The organism is Paraburkholderia phenazinium (genome assembly GCF_900141745.1).
GTDB classification, from domain to species: Bacteria; Pseudomonadota; Gammaproteobacteria; order Burkholderiales; family Burkholderiaceae; genus Paraburkholderia; species Paraburkholderia phenazinium_B.
Genome location: NZ_FSRM01000001.1, coordinates 2,893,237 through 2,913,407, shown reverse-complemented (window position 1 = coordinate 2,913,407; position 20,171 = coordinate 2,893,237). Strand labels below are relative to the sequence as shown.

Genomic DNA, 20,171 nt, shown 5'->3' with positions numbered 1-20,171 from the left:
TTATGGCGGCGAGATGGTGGCGCGACCGGCGTGCTCTGCGGACAGTGGCGTCGCGGAGGTGGCGCGGTTCTAACCGCGCCGTGCCTCCGCTACAACGCCCAGGAGAGCCTGGATTCAGCTCTTGTTGCTCAGGCAGGTCGACATGAAGGCCTTGCGATCGTCGCCTTTCTTACCGGCTGCTTGTGTGTTGCACGCCTTCATCTTGTCTTGCTGGGACATCGGCGCGGCGGCCGGTTTCGCCGACAGGCACGATTTCATAAAGGCCTTGCGGTCGTCGCCTTTCTTGTCGCCGGCCTGCTGGTTGCAGGCGGTCATCTTCGACTGCTGACTGTTTTGAGCGAAAGCGGGCGACGCCAACACGGCGCCGAGGACGAGGGCTGCGAGCGCGGACTGGATCTTCATGGGACACTCCATCGGTAGTGAAACTGTTATTGGTAGTCGTACAACCGGGCGTCACAGGCATCCGTTTGCCCATCGCCGTCATTATTATGGCAAAGCTGTCAGGTAAAACGGATGGCAATGTTGGCTGGTTGACAGGCGGCGGGGCAGGTTTTCCCTGGGCGCCCATCCGCCGGCGATCGCCCGTCAATGACACTCAAGACACGCCTGGCATGAGCAAAATGCGCAGATAGTTCGGAATGCAGAATGAATGACGATCGATAACAATACCTTTCAATTTGCTTGTCACGTTTCCCGGTGAACAGAAGCGCGCCCGCATTGGTATAAGCTCGATTCGATCGGTTTCAATTGAAATCCGGAAGAAAATTCCGCCGTTATTCTAAAGCCGCAATATTGACGTGATTGGCTAAACCGGAAATATTTATCCGCTAATTCAGGAGGGATATCCATGCATTACCTGTTGATCTACGACCTCTGCGACGACTATCTCGAACGCCGCGCAAGCTGGCGCGACGAGCATCTGAAACTGGCGCGGGCCGCGGTCGCGCGCGGCGAACTACAGCTTGGCGGCGCGCTCGTCGAGCCGGCTGACAACGCCATCCTGCTATTCGAAGGCGATTCGCCGGCTGCTGCCGAAGCCTTTGCAAACGCCGATCCGTACGTGCGGGAAGGGCTCGTTACGCGCTGGCGCGCGCGTGGATGGATGACGGTGGTGGGTGAGCACGCAGCGAATCCGGTCACCTGATCTACGCTGCGTGGCGGTCCCAAATGTGCTCCCGCGCAGAGGCACGGGAGCGGATCGCCAGCCGGCTCGTTGCGGCCTCAACGTGTTGCGGTACCGATACACACGTCTATCAGGCCATAAAAAAACAGTAAAACTTTTCCGTATTCATTTGGCTGAAATAAAGCAGTTCTTTCATCGTGGATGTGCCGCGCGATAGACGGTTGTGCTGTTGCCACTGACGGCATTTCTGCCCCGGCTATTGGAAAATCAACGCGGCAAAAAGCACAAGTTTGTTTCCATCCGTAACACTTGTGTTTGGGATATTCACGGAAACCCTGGTGATGGTATGCTTCCTGCACAATTTCTCCTATGCACGAGTGAGACCACGTTTTGTGCTTCGCGGTGGGGAACAATCGCACTAACGCAGTGCGAAATTCGCGAATCGGCCGGGACGTAAATACATATTTGTGCAACCGAGGACACTACACGGATCGTGAACGCTGAATTCGTGAGATGTCCAAAGCCGCGGCCTGGCCAGGCTGCGTGGAGAACCGCATGTTTTTCGATGAGCTAAGCAATGACGAATGGGCGCAGCTCGCAGCGCTCGTTTCCGATGAGCCGGCGGTCCGTCTCAACCGACGCGGCCGGCCGCGCGCCGAACCACGCATCGTGGCAAATGCAGTCCTCTGGATTCTGACAACCGGTGAGCCCTGGTCGAAACTGCCAGGCCGCTATCCGTCGGGTCCGACTTGCCGTCGCCGTTTTGAGGAATGGCAGGTAAACGGCACGCTCGCCGAAATGGTCCGGCTGCTGTCGCAGACCGGGCGCACTTTCGTGTATGTCCCGCAAGCATCGCCGCCGGCTGCTGCAGCGAACCCCGTGCCGCAACTGGAAACCGTGAGCGTGCGCGACGACAGTCTGCGCGGCGTGTCGTGGAAAAGCCCCGAGTCGTGGCAGACGCCTGCCAATGCGACGCGCGGCTGGCCCTCGCTCGATCCGCTCGCCGACATGACGCGCCAGCTGTCCGGCACGGTGCCGCCGGATGTCGGCGTGCGCACCGAGCCGGCCGTAAGCCGGGCAGCGGAACTGGGCGCCGTACCGCGCCGCTGCGACCATCCGCTGGACGCTCCGCAACGTCCGTTGCCGATGAGCCTTGCGGCGCGCGGCATGCAGGTCGTCGACCGGCGCGGCTACGTGATCTACGTCGCGGCTGAACGCGTGCCGAGCGCCATGTATCGCGCGTGGGCGGAGATCGAGCTGGACGGCCGCCGCGTCGAGCGCTCCGGTCTGGTCGGCCCGCGCTTTGCCGACCCCGATAGCGCGCAGGAGTATGCGCTGGAGTGGGCGCGTCAATGGATCGACCGGCAGTACCGCACGGTGGGCGCTGCGGCGAATGTCGCAACCGTCGCGAACGTGGCAGGTGCGGCGTCGTCGGCCGCTGCCGCAGGTGCGGGAAGCGTCGCAACTGCGGCAGGTTATTCGCGTCCCTTGCCGGCCACCCGTACGATGCCCAATGTGCCCACTGTCAGTTCGCCGGGGCTGCGCGCTGACGCGCTGCCAGCAGCGCAAGCAGGCGGGCAGGCAGGGCACACGAGTGGTGCGATGAACGGTCAGGCTAGCAGCCAGGCGAATGGCCAACCGGGCATCCACGCGCAGGGCCACCATCTGAGCGGTTCTTTGGGTGGGCCGGTAAGCGGTTCGCTTGGTGGTCCAGTAAGCAGCGGCCCTATCAATGGCCAGCTGCACGGTCCCTTGCATGGCCCGATCAGCGCACTGCGCGCACCGCTGCGCCGCTACCCTAGCGAAACGCCGGCCGACAACAGCACGTCCGAGCGATTCCCGATGTCCTCAGAGCTCATCTCCCACGCAGGGTGAGCCAAAGAGCAGCCCGCGGCCGGTAGGAGCAACCGCCGCAGGATCCGCATCAATAGCTGGTGATTCGCCGTCAAGGTTACTGGCGTCCGTAAGTGTCGTCGAAGCGCACGATGTCGTCTTCGCCGAGATAGGAGCCGGACTGCACCTCGATCATTTCCAGCGGCATCTTGCCGGGATTCTCGAGGCGGTGAGTCGTCCCAAGCGGAATATAAGCTGATTCGTTTTCGGAGACGATAAAGCGCTCTTCACCACGGGTGACGAGAGCTGTGCCGCGCACGACGATCCAGTGTTCTGCGCGGTGATGATGCATTTGCAGCGACAGACGTGCGCCCGGATTCACGACAATGCGCTTCACCTGGAAGCGCTCGCCGCTGTCCACGGAATCGTAGTGCCCCCACGGACGGTGCACCTTGCGGTGATTCGCGGCCACCGCGCCACCCTCGGCGCGAATCCGGCCGACAATCTTCTTCACGTCCTGCACGCGCGATTTATCGGCGACCAGTACGGCGTCGGCGGTCTCGACAACCACGAGGTTCTGCGTGCCGACGCAGGCAATCAGGCGTCCTTCGGAGTGTGCGAAGGTCGACGTCGAGCCTTCGAACATCACCTCGCCGCGTCCCACATTGCCGGTTTCGTCCTTCGGCAGGATCTGCCAGATCGCATCCCATGAACCCACATCCGACCAGCCGGCCTGCAACGGCAAAACCACGCCGGTCGCAACCGACGGATCGCCGCCAAGCTGTTCCATCACCGCATAGTCGATCGAATTCGACGGCGACGCGCTGAACGCTTCGCGCTGCAGCCGGAAGAAGTCGCCGTCCGCCTTGCCGCCCGCAAAGGCCGCGTCACAGGCTTCATAAATGCCCGGTTGAAAATGTTTGATCGCCGCAAGCCAGGTCGAGGCGCGCATGATGAAGATGCCGCTATTCCACCAGTACTCTTTGGATTCGACGTAGCGCTGCGCGAGTTCGAGATGCGGCTTTTCGACGAAGCGGTCGAGACGGTGCGCATCGAGTGCGCCGTCACGCTCGAGCGGTGCGCCCAGACGGATATAGCCATAGCCGGTTTCCGCATGTGTCGGCACGATGCCCATCGTCACGATGTGGCCTTCGTAGGCGTGCTGCACGCCGGCGGCGACTGCCGCGTGAAACGCTTCGACATCGGTGACCGCGTGGTCGGCGGGCATGACCACCATGATGCCGTCGTCGTCCTGCGAAGCGATCGACAGGGCGGCTACCGTTAGCGCCGGCGCGGTGTCGCGGCCGGCCGGCTCGAGAATCAGCCGGCTTGCCTTGCCGCTCACGCGCAGCTGCTCGGCGGTGGTGAAGCGGTGTTCTTCATTGGCGACCACGATCAACTGATCGGCGAGCGGATGCCCGGCATCGAGCGCGTCGAGGCGCCTGGTGGTCGATTGCAGCAGCGAGTCGTCGCCCAGCAAGCCGATCAGCTGCTTCGGATACTGCTCACGCGACATGGGCCACAGGCGGGTGCCGGAGCCGCCCGCCAGGATGACGGGATGAACCTTCAGCTTGACCTTCAGGGATGGGGCGGCGCCTTGCCGGCTGTCGCCGACGGATGCCGTGACCGTTGCTGTCATGGTGATGTGCTCCTCGGGGCTGGGTGAGTACGTCGATTTGTATCACGGCGTAAATAGCCAATAAAAGCTTGATAAATCGAAGTTCCAAAAAACTAATCAAAAGAACCCGCAAAAAATCTCGAAATAATGGATGGTTTATTGCGGCGCAGCAAAAAATCAAAAAAATATTCGCAAAGAAACGCTCTGGATTTTTTCGGCGGCCTGGCTGCCTAAAAAAGGGGCAGCACAGACAGGTGTCATGACGTGCAAACTTTGCCGAAAACTGTCCGATAAACACTAGAAGTGCCCCCGCCGAGGCGCCAAACAGGCTCCTAATCAGAAAAAATTACCTAAATAATGCAGAAAAAATATTGCATTTCTGACCGATACAATTTGAGATTTTTTACGATCTTGCAGTGCGATTTTTAATGCCCCCTTATCTAGTCCTGTACGGGTATTCACTCATTCTGACTTAGGTCTCTTTTGAATTGGCTTGTAAAGCGCGGTGTGCATGCCCGCTTATCTGACGGACGGAACTTGACTGACCAACTGAGGTGCCGCGCATGCTGAGCGTCCTATCGAGAATCATCGACATCGCCATGGTCGCGCTCGGCGCCGTGCTCGCGGCAGCGCTACACAACGGCAAATGGCTGTGGCTGGACGACATGCAGAGCGTTTCGCTGGCGTTCGACTGCCTGCTCGTCGTGGTGTTCTTTCCCGCGCTGGGCATCTACCAGTCGTGGCGCGGCAAGCCGCTGATGGACCTGCTGTTTCGCGTCTGCGGCGGCTGGGTGATGGTGGAAATCACCGGCGTGCTGATCAGCTTCAGCCTGCACCGCTCGGACCTGCTGTCGCGCCTGTGGCTCGCGTATTGGGCCGTCGCCACGATCGTGCTGCTGATCGTCACCAAGGCGCTCGTCTACACGATTCTGAAGGGGCTGCGTCGCGAGGGCTTCAATCACAAGGCTGTGGCGATCGTCGGCGGCGCGCCCTACGGCAAGTTTTTGATCGAGCAGATGCGCATTCGCCCGGAGGCGGGCTTTAGCCCCGTGGTGGTCTATGACGAGGACGCCACGATCGATCCGTATCAGGATCCGGACACGGTGCAGGCGATCGAAGGCGTGCCGGTGGAGCGCGAGTTCGCCACGATGATCCAGCTGGTGCGCGGCCGCGCCATCAAGGAACTGTGGCTCGCCTTGCCGATCTCGAAGGAGAAGACGATTCACCGCTTCGTGATGGAGTTGCGCAACGACTTCGTGAACATCCGCTTCATTCCGGACGTGCGCAGCCTGACGCTGTTCAGCCAGCCGATGGTCGATCTGCTCGGCGTGCCGGCGATCAACCTCGCGGCCTCGCCGATCACCGATCTGCGGGTGCTGCCCAAGCGCGTGTTCGACCGGCTGTTCGCGTTCGGCGCGCTCACCGCGCTGGCGCCGCTAATGCTGGTTATCGCGGTGATGGTGAAGCTGTCGTCGCCGGGTCCGGTGTTCTTTCGCCAGAAGCGCAAGGGCATCGACGGCAACCAGTTCGAGATCTACAAGTTCCGCTCGATGAAAGTGCACGCCGAAACAGCCGGCAAGATTACCCAGGCGACCCGGCGCGATCCGCGCATCACGGCGGTGGGGGCGTTCCTGCGCCGCACGAGCCTCGACGAGCTGCCGCAGTTCATCAACGTGCTGCGCGGCGAGATGTCGGTGGTGGGACCGCGCCCGCATGCGCTCGAACACGACGACATCTACAAGGATCTGGTGAAGGGCTACATGCACCGCTATCGCATCAAGCCAGGCATCACCGGATGGGCGCAGATCAACGGCTACCGGGGCGAAACCGACCGCATCGAAAAGATGATGGGCCGCGTGAAGCTCGACCTGTACTACATGCAGAACTGGACCTTCTGGCTCGACATCAAGATCGTCGTGCTGACGCTGTGGAAGGGTTTTGTGGGCAGCAACGCGTACTGAGAGACGTACCTGGCGCGGACCGGACACATGCGGGCGCAGGCAGAAGCCTGAGCCCGGTTTCAGAACCATTCATATCTCCGAGGTGTAATTCATGAACGTGACGATCATTGGTAGCGGCTATGTGGGTCTCGTGACGGGCGCGTGTCTTGCCGACATCGGCAACGACGTGTTCTGTCTCGACCTCGACCAGCGCAAGATCGACGTGCTGAACAATGGCGGCGTACCGATCCACGAGCCGGGCCTGCAGGAGATCATCGCGCGCAACCGCAAGGCCGGGCGCCTGACGTTCTCGACCGACATCGCCGCAGCGGTGGCGCACGGCGACATCCAGTTCATCGCGGTGGGCACGCCCTCCGACGAAGACGGCTCGGCCGATCTGCAATACGTGCTGGCGGCAGCGCGCAATATCGGCCGCCACATGACCGGCTTCAAGGTGATCGTCGACAAGTCGACCGTGCCGGTCGGCACCGCCGTGCGGGTACGCAATGTGATCGCCGAAGAACTGGCGGCACGCGGCGCGCACCACATGTTCTCGGTGGTATCGAACCCGGAGTTCCTGAAAGAGGGCGCCGCCGTCGAAGACTTCACGCGCCCCGACCGCATCGTGCTCGGCTGCGACGAAGACGTGCCGGGCGAAAAGGCCCGCGAGCTGATGAAGCGCCTCTATGCGCCGTTCAACCGCAACCGCGAACGCACGCTGTACATGGACGTGCGCTCGGCCGAGTTCACCAAGTACGCCGCCAACGCCATGCTGGCCACGCGCATCTCGTTCATGAACGAACTGGCGAACCTGGCCGACCGCGTGGGCGCGGATATCGAAGCCGTGCGCCGCGGCATCGGTTCAGACCCGCGTATCGGCTACGACTTCCTGTATGCCGGTTGCGGCTATGGCGGCTCGTGCTTCCCGAAGGACGTGCAGGCGCTCATCAAGACCTCGATCGAGCATGACCAGGGCCTGCGCATTCTGGAAGCCGTGGAAGCGGTCAACGAAACGCAGAAGAAGATTCTCGCGCACAAGATCGTGGCGCGCCTGGGCGACGATCTGTCGGGCCGCACGTTTGGCGTATGGGGTCTCGCGTTCAAACCCAATACCGACGACATGCGCGAAGCACCGAGCCGTCCGCTGATCGCCGAACTGCTCAAACGCGGGGCCCGCGTCAAAGCCTACGACCCCGTCGCGGTAGACGAAGCGAAGCGCGTGTTCGCGCTCGATCTGCAGCATGTCCCGCAACAACACGCGCGGCTTACCTTCGAAAGCGAAGAGATGGACGTGGCGCGCGGCGCCGATGCGCTCGTGATCCTGACGGAATGGAAGGTCTTCAAGAGTCCTGATTTCGGCAGTCTCAAACAGCACCTGAAAACACCGCTGATTTTCGACGGCCGCAACCTGTACGAGCCGGAGGCGATGCAGGAACTCGGCGTCGAGTATCACGCGATTGGCCGCCAGCACGCGCAGGGCGCCGGGCACACGCCGGCTGCACACGGCCTGAATCATCCGCATCACGACAATCGCGCAGCCCGGTCCGCCGGTGCCGCCGCCACGCAGTGACCTCCAGCGAAGGAGTCCGCCTATGTTAGCCAACGTATTGATTGTCTGTCATGCCAACGTCTGCCGCTCGCCTGCGGCCGAATGGCTTTTCAGGGCGCGGCAACGCAGCGCCGTGGAGGCCGAAGGGCAGGCACGGCGGGCAATCCGCTTTCATTCGGCGGGCATTCGCGCGGTCGACGGCTGGGGCATGGACCCGATGATGCGGCGCCTGCTCGCCGAGCGCGGCGTGACGCCGGGCATGCATCAGTCGCGGCGCATCGACCGCCAGATCGTGCGCGACGCGGACCTGATCCTCGTCACCGAACACCGTCAGGTCAAGGACGTCGAGAAACTCGAGCCGGATGCGCGCGGCAAGGTCTTTCCGCTCGGCACGGAAGCCGACGTCGTCGACCCCTATGGCAGGGCGGAAAACGAATATCGCGCGAGCCTCGTGCTCATCGAACAGTTGGTCATGGGATGGCTAAACAAAATATGCTGAATCGAAATTTTACTGTTGCTCTTTTGCTGACGGTTTTTCTGTCGGCCTGCGCTACCGCACCTGGCAATTACCTCGACACTTCGAGCCTGAAAGAGGATTCGTCGAACAAGCCGGCCCAGACGTATCAGGTCCATCTGATCGACGGCGATCTGGTCGATGCCCAGACCCAGGCGCAGCAGGCAGCGGCGCAGCAGCGCCCGTTGCCGCCCAGCCGGTACACCGACCCGTCTCAATACGTCTACCACGTGGCGCCGCAGGATATCCTGGGCATCACGGTGTGGGATCACCCTGAATTGACGACGCCGAGCGGCAGCACGCTGTCGACCGGCGACAACACCACGCAGACACTCGCAGGCGCCGTGCAGCAGCCGTATACGACGGCGTTGCCGGGCCAGGCCGACCCGTACGGCCAGACCGTTGCGCCGGACGGCACGATCTACTTCCCGTTCGTCGGACGCGTGCAGGCGGCCGGCAAGACGGTGGGCGACATCCGCAACGAACTGGCGGTGCGTCTGGTGCCGTACATCCGCAATCCGCAGGTGGATGTGCGGGTGCTGTCGTTCCGCAGCCAGAAGGTCCAGGTGACCGGCGAAGTGAAGACGCCCGGGCCGCTCGCGATCAGCGACGTTCCGCTCACGCTGCTCGACGCGATTACGCGCTCGGGCGGCAGCACCTCGATTGCGGATATCCAGCGCGTGCGTCTGACCCGCAACAACAAGCTCTACGTGCTCGACGCCGATAGCGTGCTCGACCGCGGCGACGTGCGGCAGAACGTGATGCTGCAGGCCGGCGACATCGTGAATGTGCCGGACCGCGTGGATAGCCGTGTATTCGTGATGGGCGAGGTCAAGGCGCCGCAGGCCGTGTCGATGTTACGAGGCCGCCTGACGATTGCCGATGCGCTCACCCAGGCCACCGGGATTCTCGACACCGACGCGAACCCGCGCCAGATCTACGTGATGCGCGGCATGAAGGACCATCCGACCACGCCGGAAGTCTATCGCCTCGATATGACCCAACCCAACGCCATCATGCTGTCGTCCAAGTTCCAGCTGCAGCCGCTGGATGTGGTCTACGTCGGCACGGCGGCTTCGACGACTTTCAACCGCGTCATCCAGCAGGTGTTGCCGGCGATCCAGTCGGTGTTCTATATCAAGGAACTGACGAACTAGTCGCCTGAAACTGCCGAAGATCCTGCGTGATGCGAACCCGTGCACAGCGCAGGGTCCGAGGCGACCCAACCGGGATGGAATTGTGAGCACTCAACTGAATCCGTATATGGCCCCGCCGGCCAAGACCGAAGAAGAGGACGTCGTCCTCGGTCAACTATTGCAGGTGATTCTCGACGACATCTGGTGGCTGCTTGCCATCGCGATGACGATCGTTGCAATGGCCGGCGTCTACTGCTTCCTTGCCAAGCCGACCTACAAGGCCGACGCGTACGTGCGGGTGGAGGAGTCCGACAACAACTCGCAGGCCCTCACGCAGACGCAGACGGGCGCGATGATTTCGAGCGGCCAGACCTCGCTGCCCACCGACGCCGAGATCGCGATGATCCAGAGCCGTGGCGTGGTCGGCCCGGTGGTTCGCGACGGCAAACTGGACTTCTCGGTCGCGCCGAGGACCTTTCCGTTTCTCGGCAGTCTTGCGGCGCACTTCGCCACGCCTGGTGTGCCGGCCCGTCCGTGGCTGGGTCTTGACAACTACGCGTGGGGCGGCGAACAGGCCGAGGTCGATTCGGTCGAGGTCGACCCGTCGCTCGAAGGCAAGAAGATGGTGATGACCGTGCTGTCCCCTACGTCGTACGAGCTGCGCGACCCGAACGGCAAGCTGTTGCTGCGCGGCGAGACGGGCCAGACGGAGCAGGGCGGCGGCGTGACGATTCTCGTCAACAAGCTGGTCGCGCGGCCAGGCACTGAATTCACGGTGGTGCGCGCCAATGAGCTCGATGCCATCACCGGGTTCCAGTCGGCGATCAAGGTCGAGGAGCAGGGCAAGCAGACCGGCGTGATCGAGATTTCGCTGGAAGACAAGGACCCGGCGCATGCGGCGTTCATTGCCAATGCACTCGCCGAGTCGTATCTGCGCGAGCACATCGCCGCGAAGCAAACCGATGCGACCAAGATGCTCGAATTCCTCAAGAGCGAGGAGCCGCGGCTGAAGAGCGACCTCGAACGCGCGGAAGCGGCTCTCACCGCGTATCAGCGCGAGTCCGGCTCGATCAATGCGAGCGATGAGGCGAAGGTCTATCTGGAGGGCAGTATCCAGTACGAACAGCAGGTCGCCGCCCAGCGCCTGCAGATCGCCTCGCTCGAGGAACGCTATGGCGACGAGCATCCGCTCATCAAGGCTGCGCGCGAACAGATGGCCGACCTCGAAGCGCAGCGCGACAAATACAGCGATCGCTTCCGCAATCTTCCGGCCACCGAAGTGAAGGCCGTGCAGTTGCAGCGCGACGCCAAGGTGGCTGAAGACATCTACGTGCTGTTGCTCAACCGGATTCAGGAGTTGTCGGTGCAGCGGGCCGGCACGGGCGGCAACGTGCATATCGTCGATCTGGCATTGCGCCCGGGCACGCCGGTCAAGCCCAAGAAGGCGATGATCCTGTCGGCGGCCGTGATTCTCGGCCTGATCGTCGGGACCGGCTTCGTGTTCCTGCGCCGCAATATGTTCAAGGGCATCGACGATCCGGAGCGCGTCGAGCGCATGTTCCATCTGCCGATCTTCGGGCTCGTGCCGCTCTCCGCGGAGCAGGCCGTGCTGGAGCATTCCGTCGTGCGCGGCGGCAACCGGCTCAGCTCGGTACTGGCCGATGCGCGGCCCAAGGACGTGTGCATTGAAAGCCTGCGCAGCCTCCGCACCTCCATGCAGTTCACGATGATGGATGCGCGCAACCGCATCGTCATGCTCACCGGGCCGATGCCTGGAGTCGGCAAGAGCTTTCTGACCGTCAACCTCGCGGTGCTGCTCGCGCATTCGGGCAAGCGTGTGCTGATGATCGACGGCGACATGCGGCGTGGCGCGCTCGAGCGCTATGTGGGCGGTGCGCAGGTCAACGGGCTGTCCGAGCTGCTGAGCGGACAGATCTCGCTGGAAGAAGCGATTCGCGCCACCGACATCGAAGGCCTCAGCTTCATCTCGTGCGGCCATCGTCCGCCGAATCCGTCGGAACTGCTGATGTCGCCGCGCCTGCCGCAATACCTCGAAGGTCTTGCCAAGCGTTACGACGTGATCCTGATCGATACGCCGCCGGTGCTGGCGGTGACCGACGCGTCGATTATCGGCGGATATGCAGGCTCGACGTTCTTCGTGCTTCGCTCAGGGGTGCATAGCGAAGCCGAGATCGCCGATTCCCTCAAGCGGCTGAAGGCAGCCGGCGTGCACGTGCAGGGCGGCATTTTCAACGCGATGCCGCAACGCGCACGCGGTGGCTACGACCGTGGCTACGCGGCGGTGCAGGAATACCTCAGCGCTTAACAATGGAGCATGACGCGATGAAAGTAACGGTACTGGTTCCCACCTTTCGCCGGCCAGCCGATCTGACGCGCTGCCTCGAAGCGCTGCAGCGCCAGTCGCGCGCCCCGGACGAGGTGGTCGTCGTGGCCCGTCCCGACGACATCGCGACGCACACTTGCCTGCGCGATCCGGCGGTCAAGGGTAGGCTGCCGCTTTCAGTGGCACTGGTCGAAACGCCGGGACAGGTCGCCGCGCTCAATCGTGGCCTCGACGTGGCAAGCGGCGACGTGGTTGCCATCACCGACGACGATGCCGCGCCGCGACCCGACTGGGTCGAGCGGATCGCCGCCGCGTTCGGGAGCGATTCACGCCTGGGTGCGCTCGGTGGACGTGACTGGGTGCACGAAAAGGGTCGCATTCTCGACGGCGAACGGCCGCTGGTCGGCAAGGTTCTGCCGTCGGGCAAGATCATCGGCAACCACCATCTGGGCGTGGGCGGCGCCCGCGAAGTCGATTTGCTCAAGGGCGCCAACATGAGCTACCGGCGCGCAGCGATCAGCCATATCCGCTTCGACGCGCGTCTGCGCGGCGCCGGCGCGCAGACGCATAACGACATGGCGTTCAGCATGAGCGTGAAGCATGCCGGCTGGAAGCTCGTGTACGACCCGCGCGTAGCGGTCGATCATTACCCCGCCGAGCGTTTCGACGAAGACCGCCGCGACGCGCAGACCATGATGGCCGTGCGCAACGCCGCCTACAACCTGCATCTGATCCTGCGCGACCAGTTGCCGCCGCTGCGGCGCGAGGCCGCCTGGTGGTGGTACACGCTGGTGGGCACCAGGGTCTATCCCGGCTTCGCCCACGTAGTGCTCGCACTGCTCTCGAAGCAAGGCCGCACGCGGCTCTCGCGCTGGCGTGCGGTGCGCACGGGCGCAAACGAAGCGCGCCGCGCGACGGCCTCGTGAAGCGTCGCGATGCGTTCGCCCATCGGTTGCCACAGTGGCGGGCCGTTTGCGCCGAGGCCTTTTCACCCCGCGTCACTCTGCAGACCGGAGTCTGAATGAGCACAAAAGTCAACGTGCATCTGTTTTACGGCGCCGATCCGCGCTTCTATCGCAAGGGCGAGAATATCGGCTGCCTGTATGGCTATCACCACGCCGAATCCGACGAGTTCGCGCTGACCTATTCGCAGGATGCGCGCGAAAGCGCGCCGGTGCGGCTGCTGCGCCGCGGCCTCAAGGCCGTGCTCGGCTTCGATCTGATCCACACGTGGCGCAATCGCGCCGAGATCCTGCGCTCGGATGTGATCTGGACGCATACGGAGCACGAGTATCTGTCGGTTGCCCTGGTGCTGCTGCTGAGCGGGCGCCGCAACGCGCCGCCGCTGTTGCTGGCACAAAGCGTGTGGCTGCTCGACAAGTGGCCCGGCTACGGCATGCTGCGGCGCTGGCTGTATCGCAAGCTGATTGCGCGCGCTGACGTGCTGACGACGCTCGCAAGCGAAAACGCCGAGCTCTGCCAGCGCTACCTCGGGCGCGCAGCGACCCATGTGTACTACGGTCTGAATACCGACGACTTTCCGGTGCAATCGCCGGCCGAATGGCAGGCCCATACGCCGGTGCGGATTGCCGCCATCGGCAACGACCGCGATCGCGACTGGGAAACGCTCATCAAGGCGTTCGGCAACGATCCGCGCTACCACGTCAGGCTCGCCACGCGACGCAAGATTCCGGCAAAGCTGCACGCACCGAATGTGGATATCGCGCCTGCCGCAGGGCTGAAGAAAGCACGCGAGCTGTACGACTGGGCCGATCTGGTGCTGGTGCCGCTGCGGCCGAACTCGCACGCCTCGGGTATTACCGTGATGCTCGAAGCTGCGGCGCTCGGCAAGCCGATGGTGGTCACCGGCGTAGGCGCGCTCGAGGACTACTTCTCACATCAGGCTGCGTCGTACGTGCCGCCGTTCGATTCGCAAGCCATGCGCGAGGCGGTTGACCGGCTGGTTGCTTCGCCATCCGAAGCATTGCGCCAGGCCCAGGCGGCTGCAGAGCAACTGCTGTCGCGCGACCTGACGACGCGCCATTTCGCCATGCAACATGTGCGGATCACCGAAGACCTGCTGCGCCGGCGTGTGGCGCCACACGGCCGTCCGGAGGCGCGTGCCGAAGTGCGAACCGAGGTGCGGACATCGGGCCAGTCCCGCGGAGGCCTCTAACCGATGTCAACGATCACGCGTGCCGCCGCAAGCGGCGCCGTCCGCCGCCTCAAGAGCGACCCGATGGAGTGGGGGCCGCCCGCGCTGCTGTGGTTCATTACCGCGCTACTGGTGGCGGCGCACCAGGGCTCGCTGCTGACGCTTGCCTTTCCGGTGCTCGCCACCATGACGGGGCTGTGGCTGTACTTCAGAAGTCCTGCGCGTTATGTCGGCTTCATGTGGTGGCTGTGGTTCCTCAGTCCCGAAGTGCGGCGTCTCGCCGACTGGTCGAAGGGCGGCTTTACGCCCACCAGCCTGATCCAGATTGCGCCGCTCGCAGTGACGATGATCAGCGGCATAGGGCTGATTCGCCACTACCCGCTGCTTGCGCAGCGGCGCGGCTTGCCGGTGCTGCTGATTCTGGCCGGGCTCGCCTACGCGTTCATGGTCGGCGTTGTCTCGAGCGGGCCGCTCGCGGCGATCTATGACCTCGCCAACTGGCTCTATCCGCTCCTGATCGGCTTTCACATCATGGCGAATACGCGCAACTATCCGGCGTTTCGCGACACCATCGTCAACACCTTCATCTGGGGCATGCTGGTGATGGGCGGCTACGGACTGGTGCAGTTCGTCATCATGCCGCCGTGGGACGCGCTCTGGATGCTCGGCTCGCAGATGAACTCGCAAGGCGACCCCGTACCGATGGGTGTGCGCGTCTTCAGCACGATGAACTCGTCGGGTCCGTTTGCGTTCGCCATGATGGGCGCGATGGTCTACGTGATGGCCGCGAATCACCGCGTGCGCTGGATTGCCGCCGTGCTGGGCTTCTTTGCCTTCGCTTTGAGCCTCGTGCGTTCGACGTGGGGCGGCTGGGTGGTCGCCATGCTGGTCCAGCTGGTCAAATCGAACAACCGGGTACGCGTGCGCATCGTCGGCAGTGCGATCGTGCTTGCCGGCCTGTGTGTGCCCTTGCTGGTAGTGGGCCCGGTGGCCGAGCGGATGCAGACGCGCCTGAACAGTATCGTGAATCTCAAGGACGACCAGAGCTATGCGGCGCGTAACCAGTTCTACGCGACCTTTGCGCAGAAGGCGTTCACCGACGTTTCGGGCGAAGGCATGGGCGCAACCGGCACGTCGACGAAGCTCTCGAACGATGGTGGCCAGCTTGGCCAATACGGCAACTTCGATAGCGGCGTGATGAACATCCCGTTCGTGCTGGGCTGGCCAGGCACGCTGCTATACCTCTCCGGCATCCTGTGGCTGATGGTGCGAGCGTTGCTGGCCTCGTTCAAGATGCGCGACGACAAATTCGTGTCCTCTTCGGTGAGTCTCTCGCTCGCGATCTTCGCGATGCTGGTGTTCACCAATTCGCTGGTCGGCACGGGCGGCCTGCTGCTTTTCATCAGTCTTTTTTCGATCCTCTCCGCCGCGCACTGGCAAAAGCAGCAGCGCATGCGAGAGCTCATTCTCCACGGAGGCACCTGATTGAGAGTCGCCATTGTCACGCATGTCGTGCGCCATAACGACGGCCAGGGTCGCGTCAATCATGAGATCGCGCGCGCGGCCCTCGACGAGAATATCGCCGTCACACTCGTCGCCTCGCACGTCGCCCCTGACTTGCTCGCGCATCCGAACGTGCGCTGGGTGCCGGTGAAAATCGGCCGCTGGTGGCCGACCAATCTGTTGCGCCAACAGGTATTCGCCTTCAGGAGCGCGCTGTGGCTGCGCACGCACCGTAGCGAATACGATGTGCTGCACGTCAACGGCTTCATCACGTGGGTGCCCGCCGACGTGAACACCGCACACTTCGTGCATAGCGGCTGGTTCGGCAGCAAGTACTACCCGTTCGGGCTGACGAAAGGGGTGTGGTCTGCGTATCAGTTCGTCTATACGCGGGTCAATGCGACGCTCGAGCGCTGGGCATATCGCCGCTCGCGGGTGATTACGGCAGTGTCGCAAAAGGTGGCCGACGAGATCCGCGCGATCGGGTTGACGCCGCGCAACCGCGTCGACGTGATCTATAACGGCGTCGATACTCAGGGCTTTGCTGCCGCCCACGGCGACCGCGCGAAGTTCAATCTTCCGGGCGACGCGTTTCTGCTTCTGTTCGTGGGCGATCTGCGCACCCCGCGCAAGAATCTCGGCACGGTGCTCGAGGCCTTGCGTCATTTACCGCCCGACGTGCATATCGCGGTAGCCGGTTACCTGCCAGGCAGTCCTTACCCGGAACAGGCACGCGCGCTTGGCGTGGCCGACCGGGTGCATTTCCTCGGGCTGGTGAAGGAGATGCCGGTGCTGATGCACTCGGTCGACGCCTTCGTGTTTCCTTCGCGCTACGAAGCGATGAGCCTGTCGCTGCTCGAAGCGATGGCAGCGGGCCTGCCGGTCGTCACCGCGCGCACGGCAGGCGGGGCGGAGATCATCACGCCGGAGTGCGGCATCGTGCTCGACGATCCGGACGATCCGAAGGCCCTGGCCGGCGCCATTGCGCGGCTCGCGAATTCCAGCGACGTACGCCGCGCGATGGGTGTCGCGGCCAACGAGCTCGCGACCGGCTTTGGCTGGGCGCGCATGGCGGCACAGTACATCGCACTGTACCGGCAACTGGCGGGACAGCGCGAAGACCGCCAGCGAGCCACCACGGCGAGCGAATCCCAGCCGGTCAACTTCAAGGTGGCCGAATGAACGCCGCCACCGCGACTGCTTCAACCGAAATTTCACGCCACACGAGAGAGCCCGTCATGAAAGCCAGTTCCATCAAATCGTTGCAGATCGGCATGCACTGGTTCCCGGAGCGTGCGGGCGGACTCGACCGCATGTACTACTCGCTGGTGGGCGCATTGCCGGGTGCCGGCGTGGCGGTGCGTGGCGTGGTCGCCGGCTCGGCGCGCGTCGCGGCGGACACGGACGGCGCGATCCAGGGTTTCGGCTCCGCGGCCCAATCGTTGCCGCTGCGCCTGATGGCCGCACGCCGCGCCTTGCGCCGTGAGATTACGCGGCAACGCCCCGACGTGATTTCCTCGCACTTTGCGCTCTATACCTTTCCGGGTCTCGATGTGACGCGGGGCATCCCGCAGGTGTCGCATTTCCAGGGGCCGTGGGCGGACGAGAGCCACGTCGAAGGAGCGGACTCGTTCGGCCAGCGCGCCAAGCGTTATCTGGAACAGTCGGTGTATGCGCGTTCGTCGCGTCTGATTGTGTTGTCCGACGCCTTCGGCAAGATCCTGACGTCGCGCTATGGAATTTCGCCGGAGCGGGTGCGCGTGGTACCGGGCTGCGTGAATGTGGACCAGTTCAATTTGCCGATCACACCGGGTGAGGCGCGGCTGAAACTGCAGTTGCCGCAAGGCCGTCCTATCGTGCTGGCCGTGCGCCGTCTGGTGCGGCGCATGGGGCTGGAGGATCTGATCGATGCAGTGAAGCTACTGAAGAAACGGGTGCCCGACGTGCTGTTGCTGATCGCGGGGAAGGGGCGATTGCAGGAGGAGTTGCAGACGCGCATCAGCGAGGCCGGGTTGGACGACAACGTCAAATTGCTCGGCTTCGTGCCGGATCAGCATCTGGCGGCGCTGTATCGCGCGGCCACGATCAGTGTGGTGCCGACCGTGGCGCTGGAGGGATTTGGACTGATTACGGTGGAGTCGCTCGCCTCCGGCACACCCGTGCTGGTGACGCCGGTAGGCGGCTTGCCGGAAGCCGTAGCAGGGTTGTCGCCGAATCTGGTGCTGCGGGCGACTGGCGCAGAGGCGATTGCAGAAGGCCTGGGAGCCGCGCTCGATGGCAGTCTGAAGCTGCCGGATGCGCAGGCCTGCCGGGACTATGCGCGGGCCAACTTCGACAACTCGGTGATCGCGAAGCGGGTGGCCGCGGTCTATAGCGAGGCGATTGCTTCGGGTGAGACGCATTGACGGTTCGGCCAGGCTGGGTCTCAGGAGAACACCACATGGTCTGGAAGCGAATCCATGCTGTATTCCTTGGTCTGCTGCTCGTCGTGATCGCGCCCGCGTGTTGGGCGCAATACACCACCGACTGGCTGGCGAATACGTATGGGACCGATGCCACCCATGTGGGTAACACCGCGCGCTCGATGTGGGTCGCACCCGAAGGCGTCATCTATACCGCTTCGTTCTGGGATGAGGACGAGGGCGGCGTGGCGATCTACCAGAACGGCGCCAGCCTCGGTTCCATCGGCCTTCACAACGATTTTCAGGGGGGCGCGATTACCGGCAATGCCACCTCGATCTTTGCGGCGTTGCAGGGCGGTACCCCTTACGGCAGCGCTGCGGTGGGACGATACAACCGCATCACCAAGACACGCGATCTTGTTATTGACGTCAGCGTGTGGAATGCCGTCAGCAAGGCCGATGTCATTACGGGACTCGCAACGGCGGGCTCGCTGCTCTATGCAAGCGACTTTTTTGACAATCGCGTCCGGGTCTACACCACCGATGGCGTCTTGCAGCGTGACATCGCCGTCTCGAGTCCCGGCGCGCTCGCGTTGGATGGCGCAGGAAATATCTGGGTAGCCCAGAAGAGCGCGGGCACGATTGTCGAATTCACTCCGGCTGGCGCGCCGCTTAACACTATCCAGATGCCCGCCGGCTCGCAACCGTCGGCGCTGTATTACGACGCTTCGTCCGGGCAACTCATGGTGGGCGACGAAGGGCCCGACATGAACATCAAGCTCTACAACATCTCGGGCACGCCGACACTGGCCGGCACGTTCGGCATCCAGGGCGGTTATCTCGACGCGACCCAGGGAGTCAAAGGTCAGGTCGGCGACAAGCGTTTCACCCGCATCGTCGGCATCGGCAAAGACTCGGCCGGCAATCTTTATGTGCTCAACAATCCCTGGGGTGGAAGCTGGGACATGGGGCGCAACGGCGGCACCGACATTCACGCCTACAACAGTGCCGGCAACCTGCAGTGGAAGCTTCAGTCGCTTAACTTCGAAGGCGTCGCTGCGCCGGACCCCTCCACGGATGGCGCCAACTTCTATAGCGGCACCAATATCTACACGGGCACGGCTGGCGGCACCTTCGTTGCGAACACAGTGGATCCGTTCGACTATCCGTCCGATCCGCGCCTGAACATGCAGGATACGGAGCGCGACGAACACTTCGGCCAACTCGTCACCGTCGGCGGAAATCGCATTCTCGTGGCGTCCGGCCAGAATCCCGCCGCCTTCTACTTCTTTCATTTCAACGCAGCGAACGGCTACATTGCCATACCGGACGCAGCGCTTCCCGGTCCTGCGTTCAACACGACATTAGCGGTGACCGCCGGATTCTGCATCGACAGCAGGGGAGACGTGTGGGCCGGTCTGGACCGGACGAACCACATTTACCACTACCCGCTGACCGGCTTCGATGGTGAAGGAAAGCCGACATGGGGGCCAGCCGTCACCATCTCCATTCCGGAGAGCATCCGGCCATTGACGCGCATCATCTACCTGGCGGATAGCGACACCATGATCCTCGCACAGGGCATCCCCGGGAGCGCGGACTGGACGGCGATGCAATCGCGGATCGAGGTGTATCACGGCTGGAGCGCCGGCAATACCACCACGCCCAACCCGGTGATCACCCTGACCAGCGTCAATCCAAAGTCGATGACAGCGGCCGGCAACTATCTCTTCGTCGGCTACGTGCACACCGTACCCAACATCGACGCCTTCAATCTGACCACAGGGCACCTCGATACGACACTGATCGACGCGAACCCAACTGCGGTGTACGTCGGCAACGACGTGGATTCAATGTATGGGCTGAGAGCCTATCTCACGTCCTCGGGCGAGTATGTGGTCACGAAAGATAACTACAACGCCTCCAGCATCATTGTTCACCGATGGACGCCCTGACCGGTATGCCGGGGCGAATGTCATTGTGAAACTCGCATTCCCCGGATTGCCTAAGGTTTTTAGATTTATTGAGCCTATTTTTCAGGTTTTTTTTAGCCT

At 62.9% G+C, this 20,171-nt stretch carries 15 protein-coding genes; 13 read left to right on the top strand and 2 right to left on the bottom strand.

Annotated features, from left to right (window positions below; translation table 11 throughout):
- Positions 1 to 114: 114 nt before the first annotated feature.
- Entirely contained in the window at positions 115 to 402 is a 288-nt protein-coding gene (locus tag BUS06_RS13150) for a PsiF family protein (protein WP_074264649.1), read from the bottom strand.
- Between the two features lie 445 nt (positions 403 to 847).
- Between BUS06_RS13150 and BUS06_RS13145 the strand changes: the two genes are divergently transcribed.
- Both BUS06_RS13145 and BUS06_RS13140 read left to right on the top strand, forming a co-directional pair.
- Entirely contained in the window at positions 848 to 1,144 is a 297-nt protein-coding gene (locus tag BUS06_RS13145; RefSeq protein ID WP_074264648.1) for a YciI-like protein, read from the top strand.
- A 534-nt stretch (positions 1,145 to 1,678) separates the two neighbouring features.
- Entirely contained in the window at positions 1,679 to 2,998 is a 1,320-nt protein-coding gene (locus BUS06_RS13140) for a transposase (protein WP_074264647.1), read from the top strand.
- Positions 2,999 to 3,074: 76 nt separating this feature from the next.
- On the opposite strand, the gene BUS06_RS13135 is transcribed toward BUS06_RS13140, so the two are convergent.
- Entirely contained in the window at positions 3,075 to 4,595 is a 1,521-nt protein-coding gene (locus BUS06_RS13135; RefSeq protein ID WP_074264646.1) for a mannose-1-phosphate guanylyltransferase/mannose-6-phosphate isomerase, read from the bottom strand.
- Between the two features lie 542 nt (positions 4,596 to 5,137).
- Here BUS06_RS13135 and BUS06_RS13130 point away from each other — a divergent pair.
- The 11 genes from BUS06_RS13130 to BUS06_RS13080 all read left to right on the top strand — a co-directional run bounded on the left by BUS06_RS13130 (position 5,138) and on the right by BUS06_RS13080 (position 20,072).
- Positions 5,138 to 6,535 carry an undecaprenyl-phosphate glucose phosphotransferase gene (locus BUS06_RS13130; RefSeq protein WP_074264645.1) on the top strand — a complete coding sequence of 466 codons (1,398 nt, stop codon included), beginning with the start codon at positions 5,138 to 5,140 and terminating at the stop codon, positions 6,533 to 6,535.
- A 91-nt stretch (positions 6,536 to 6,626) separates the two neighbouring features.
- Positions 6,627 to 8,084: a UDP-glucose dehydrogenase family protein gene (locus tag BUS06_RS13125; RefSeq protein WP_074264644.1), complete on the top strand. Its 1,458-nt coding sequence runs from the start codon at positions 6,627 to 6,629 to the stop codon at positions 8,082 to 8,084.
- 22 nt (positions 8,085 to 8,106) lie between these two features.
- Positions 8,107 to 8,562, top strand: coding sequence for an arsenate reductase/protein-tyrosine-phosphatase family protein (locus BUS06_RS13120; RefSeq protein ID WP_074264643.1), 456 nt, complete (start codon positions 8,107 to 8,109; stop codon positions 8,560 to 8,562).
- On the top strand, positions 8,556 to 9,734 hold the full coding sequence (locus BUS06_RS13115) for a polysaccharide biosynthesis/export family protein (protein WP_074264642.1): 1,179 nt from the start codon (positions 8,556 to 8,558) through the stop codon (positions 9,732 to 9,734). The genes BUS06_RS13120 and BUS06_RS13115 overlap by 7 nt, the downstream gene beginning before the upstream one ends.
- 106 nt (positions 9,735 to 9,840) lie before the next feature.
- Positions 9,841 to 12,039 carry a polysaccharide biosynthesis tyrosine autokinase gene (locus BUS06_RS13110; RefSeq protein WP_074264641.1) on the top strand — a complete coding sequence of 733 codons (2,199 nt, stop codon included), beginning with the start codon at positions 9,841 to 9,843 and terminating at the stop codon, positions 12,037 to 12,039.
- Between the two features lie 17 nt (positions 12,040 to 12,056).
- Positions 12,057 to 12,983 carry a glycosyltransferase family 2 protein gene (locus BUS06_RS13105; RefSeq protein ID WP_074266079.1) on the top strand — a complete coding sequence of 309 codons (927 nt, stop codon included), beginning with the start codon at positions 12,057 to 12,059 and terminating at the stop codon, positions 12,981 to 12,983.
- Between the two features lie 95 nt (positions 12,984 to 13,078).
- On the top strand, positions 13,079 to 14,233 hold the full coding sequence (locus BUS06_RS13100; RefSeq protein WP_074264640.1) for a glycosyltransferase family 4 protein: 1,155 nt from the start codon (positions 13,079 to 13,081) through the stop codon (positions 14,231 to 14,233).
- 3 nt (positions 14,234 to 14,236) lie between these two features.
- Positions 14,237 to 15,697, top strand: a complete 1,461-nt coding sequence (locus tag BUS06_RS13095) for a glucose-6-phosphate isomerase (protein ID WP_074264639.1) — start codon at positions 14,237 to 14,239, stop codon at positions 15,695 to 15,697.
- Positions 15,698 to 16,897 carry a glycosyltransferase family 4 protein gene (locus tag BUS06_RS13090; RefSeq protein ID WP_074264638.1) on the top strand — a complete coding sequence of 400 codons (1,200 nt, stop codon included), beginning with the start codon at positions 15,698 to 15,700 and terminating at the stop codon, positions 16,895 to 16,897.
- 56 nt (positions 16,898 to 16,953) lie between these two features.
- Positions 16,954 to 18,120: a glycosyltransferase family 4 protein gene (locus tag BUS06_RS13085; RefSeq protein WP_074264637.1), complete on the top strand. Its 1,167-nt coding sequence runs from the start codon at positions 16,954 to 16,956 to the stop codon at positions 18,118 to 18,120.
- A 35-nt stretch (positions 18,121 to 18,155) separates the two neighbouring features.
- A complete protein-coding gene (locus BUS06_RS13080) occupies positions 18,156 to 20,072 on the top strand; it encodes an NHL repeat-containing protein (RefSeq protein WP_074264636.1) in 1,917 nt (638 codons plus the stop codon).
- Positions 20,073 to 20,171: the final 99 nt, after the last annotated feature.

Coding starts and splice junctions, on each gene's coding strand:
- BUS06_RS13080 (WP_074264636.1), top strand. CDS start 18,156: ATGGTCTGGAAGCGAATCCATGCTGTATTCCTTGGTCTGCTGCTCGTC.
- BUS06_RS13150 (WP_074264649.1), bottom strand. CDS start 402: ATGAAGATCCAGTCCGCGCTCGCAGCCCTCGTCCTCGGCGCCGTGTTG.
- BUS06_RS13095 (WP_074264639.1), top strand. CDS start 14,237: ATGTCAACGATCACGCGTGCCGCCGCAAGCGGCGCCGTCCGCCGCCTC.
- BUS06_RS13120 (WP_074264643.1), top strand. CDS start 8,107: ATGTTAGCCAACGTATTGATTGTCTGTCATGCCAACGTCTGCCGCTCG.
- BUS06_RS13105 (WP_074266079.1), top strand. CDS start 12,057: ATGAAAGTAACGGTACTGGTTCCCACCTTTCGCCGGCCAGCCGATCTG.
- BUS06_RS13110 (WP_074264641.1), top strand. CDS start 9,841: ATGGCCCCGCCGGCCAAGACCGAAGAAGAGGACGTCGTCCTCGGTCAA.
- BUS06_RS13125 (WP_074264644.1), top strand. CDS start 6,627: ATGAACGTGACGATCATTGGTAGCGGCTATGTGGGTCTCGTGACGGGC.
- BUS06_RS13135 (WP_074264646.1), bottom strand. CDS start 4,595: ATGACAGCAACGGTCACGGCATCCGTCGGCGACAGCCGGCAAGGCGCC.
- BUS06_RS13085 (WP_074264637.1), top strand. CDS start 16,954: ATGAAAGCCAGTTCCATCAAATCGTTGCAGATCGGCATGCACTGGTTC.
- BUS06_RS13130 (WP_074264645.1), top strand. CDS start 5,138: ATGCTGAGCGTCCTATCGAGAATCATCGACATCGCCATGGTCGCGCTC.
- BUS06_RS13140 (WP_074264647.1), top strand. CDS start 1,679: ATGTTTTTCGATGAGCTAAGCAATGACGAATGGGCGCAGCTCGCAGCG.
- BUS06_RS13100 (WP_074264640.1), top strand. CDS start 13,079: ATGAGCACAAAAGTCAACGTGCATCTGTTTTACGGCGCCGATCCGCGC.
- BUS06_RS13145 (WP_074264648.1), top strand. CDS start 848: ATGCATTACCTGTTGATCTACGACCTCTGCGACGACTATCTCGAACGC.
- BUS06_RS13115 (WP_074264642.1), top strand. CDS start 8,556: ATGCTGAATCGAAATTTTACTGTTGCTCTTTTGCTGACGGTTTTTCTG.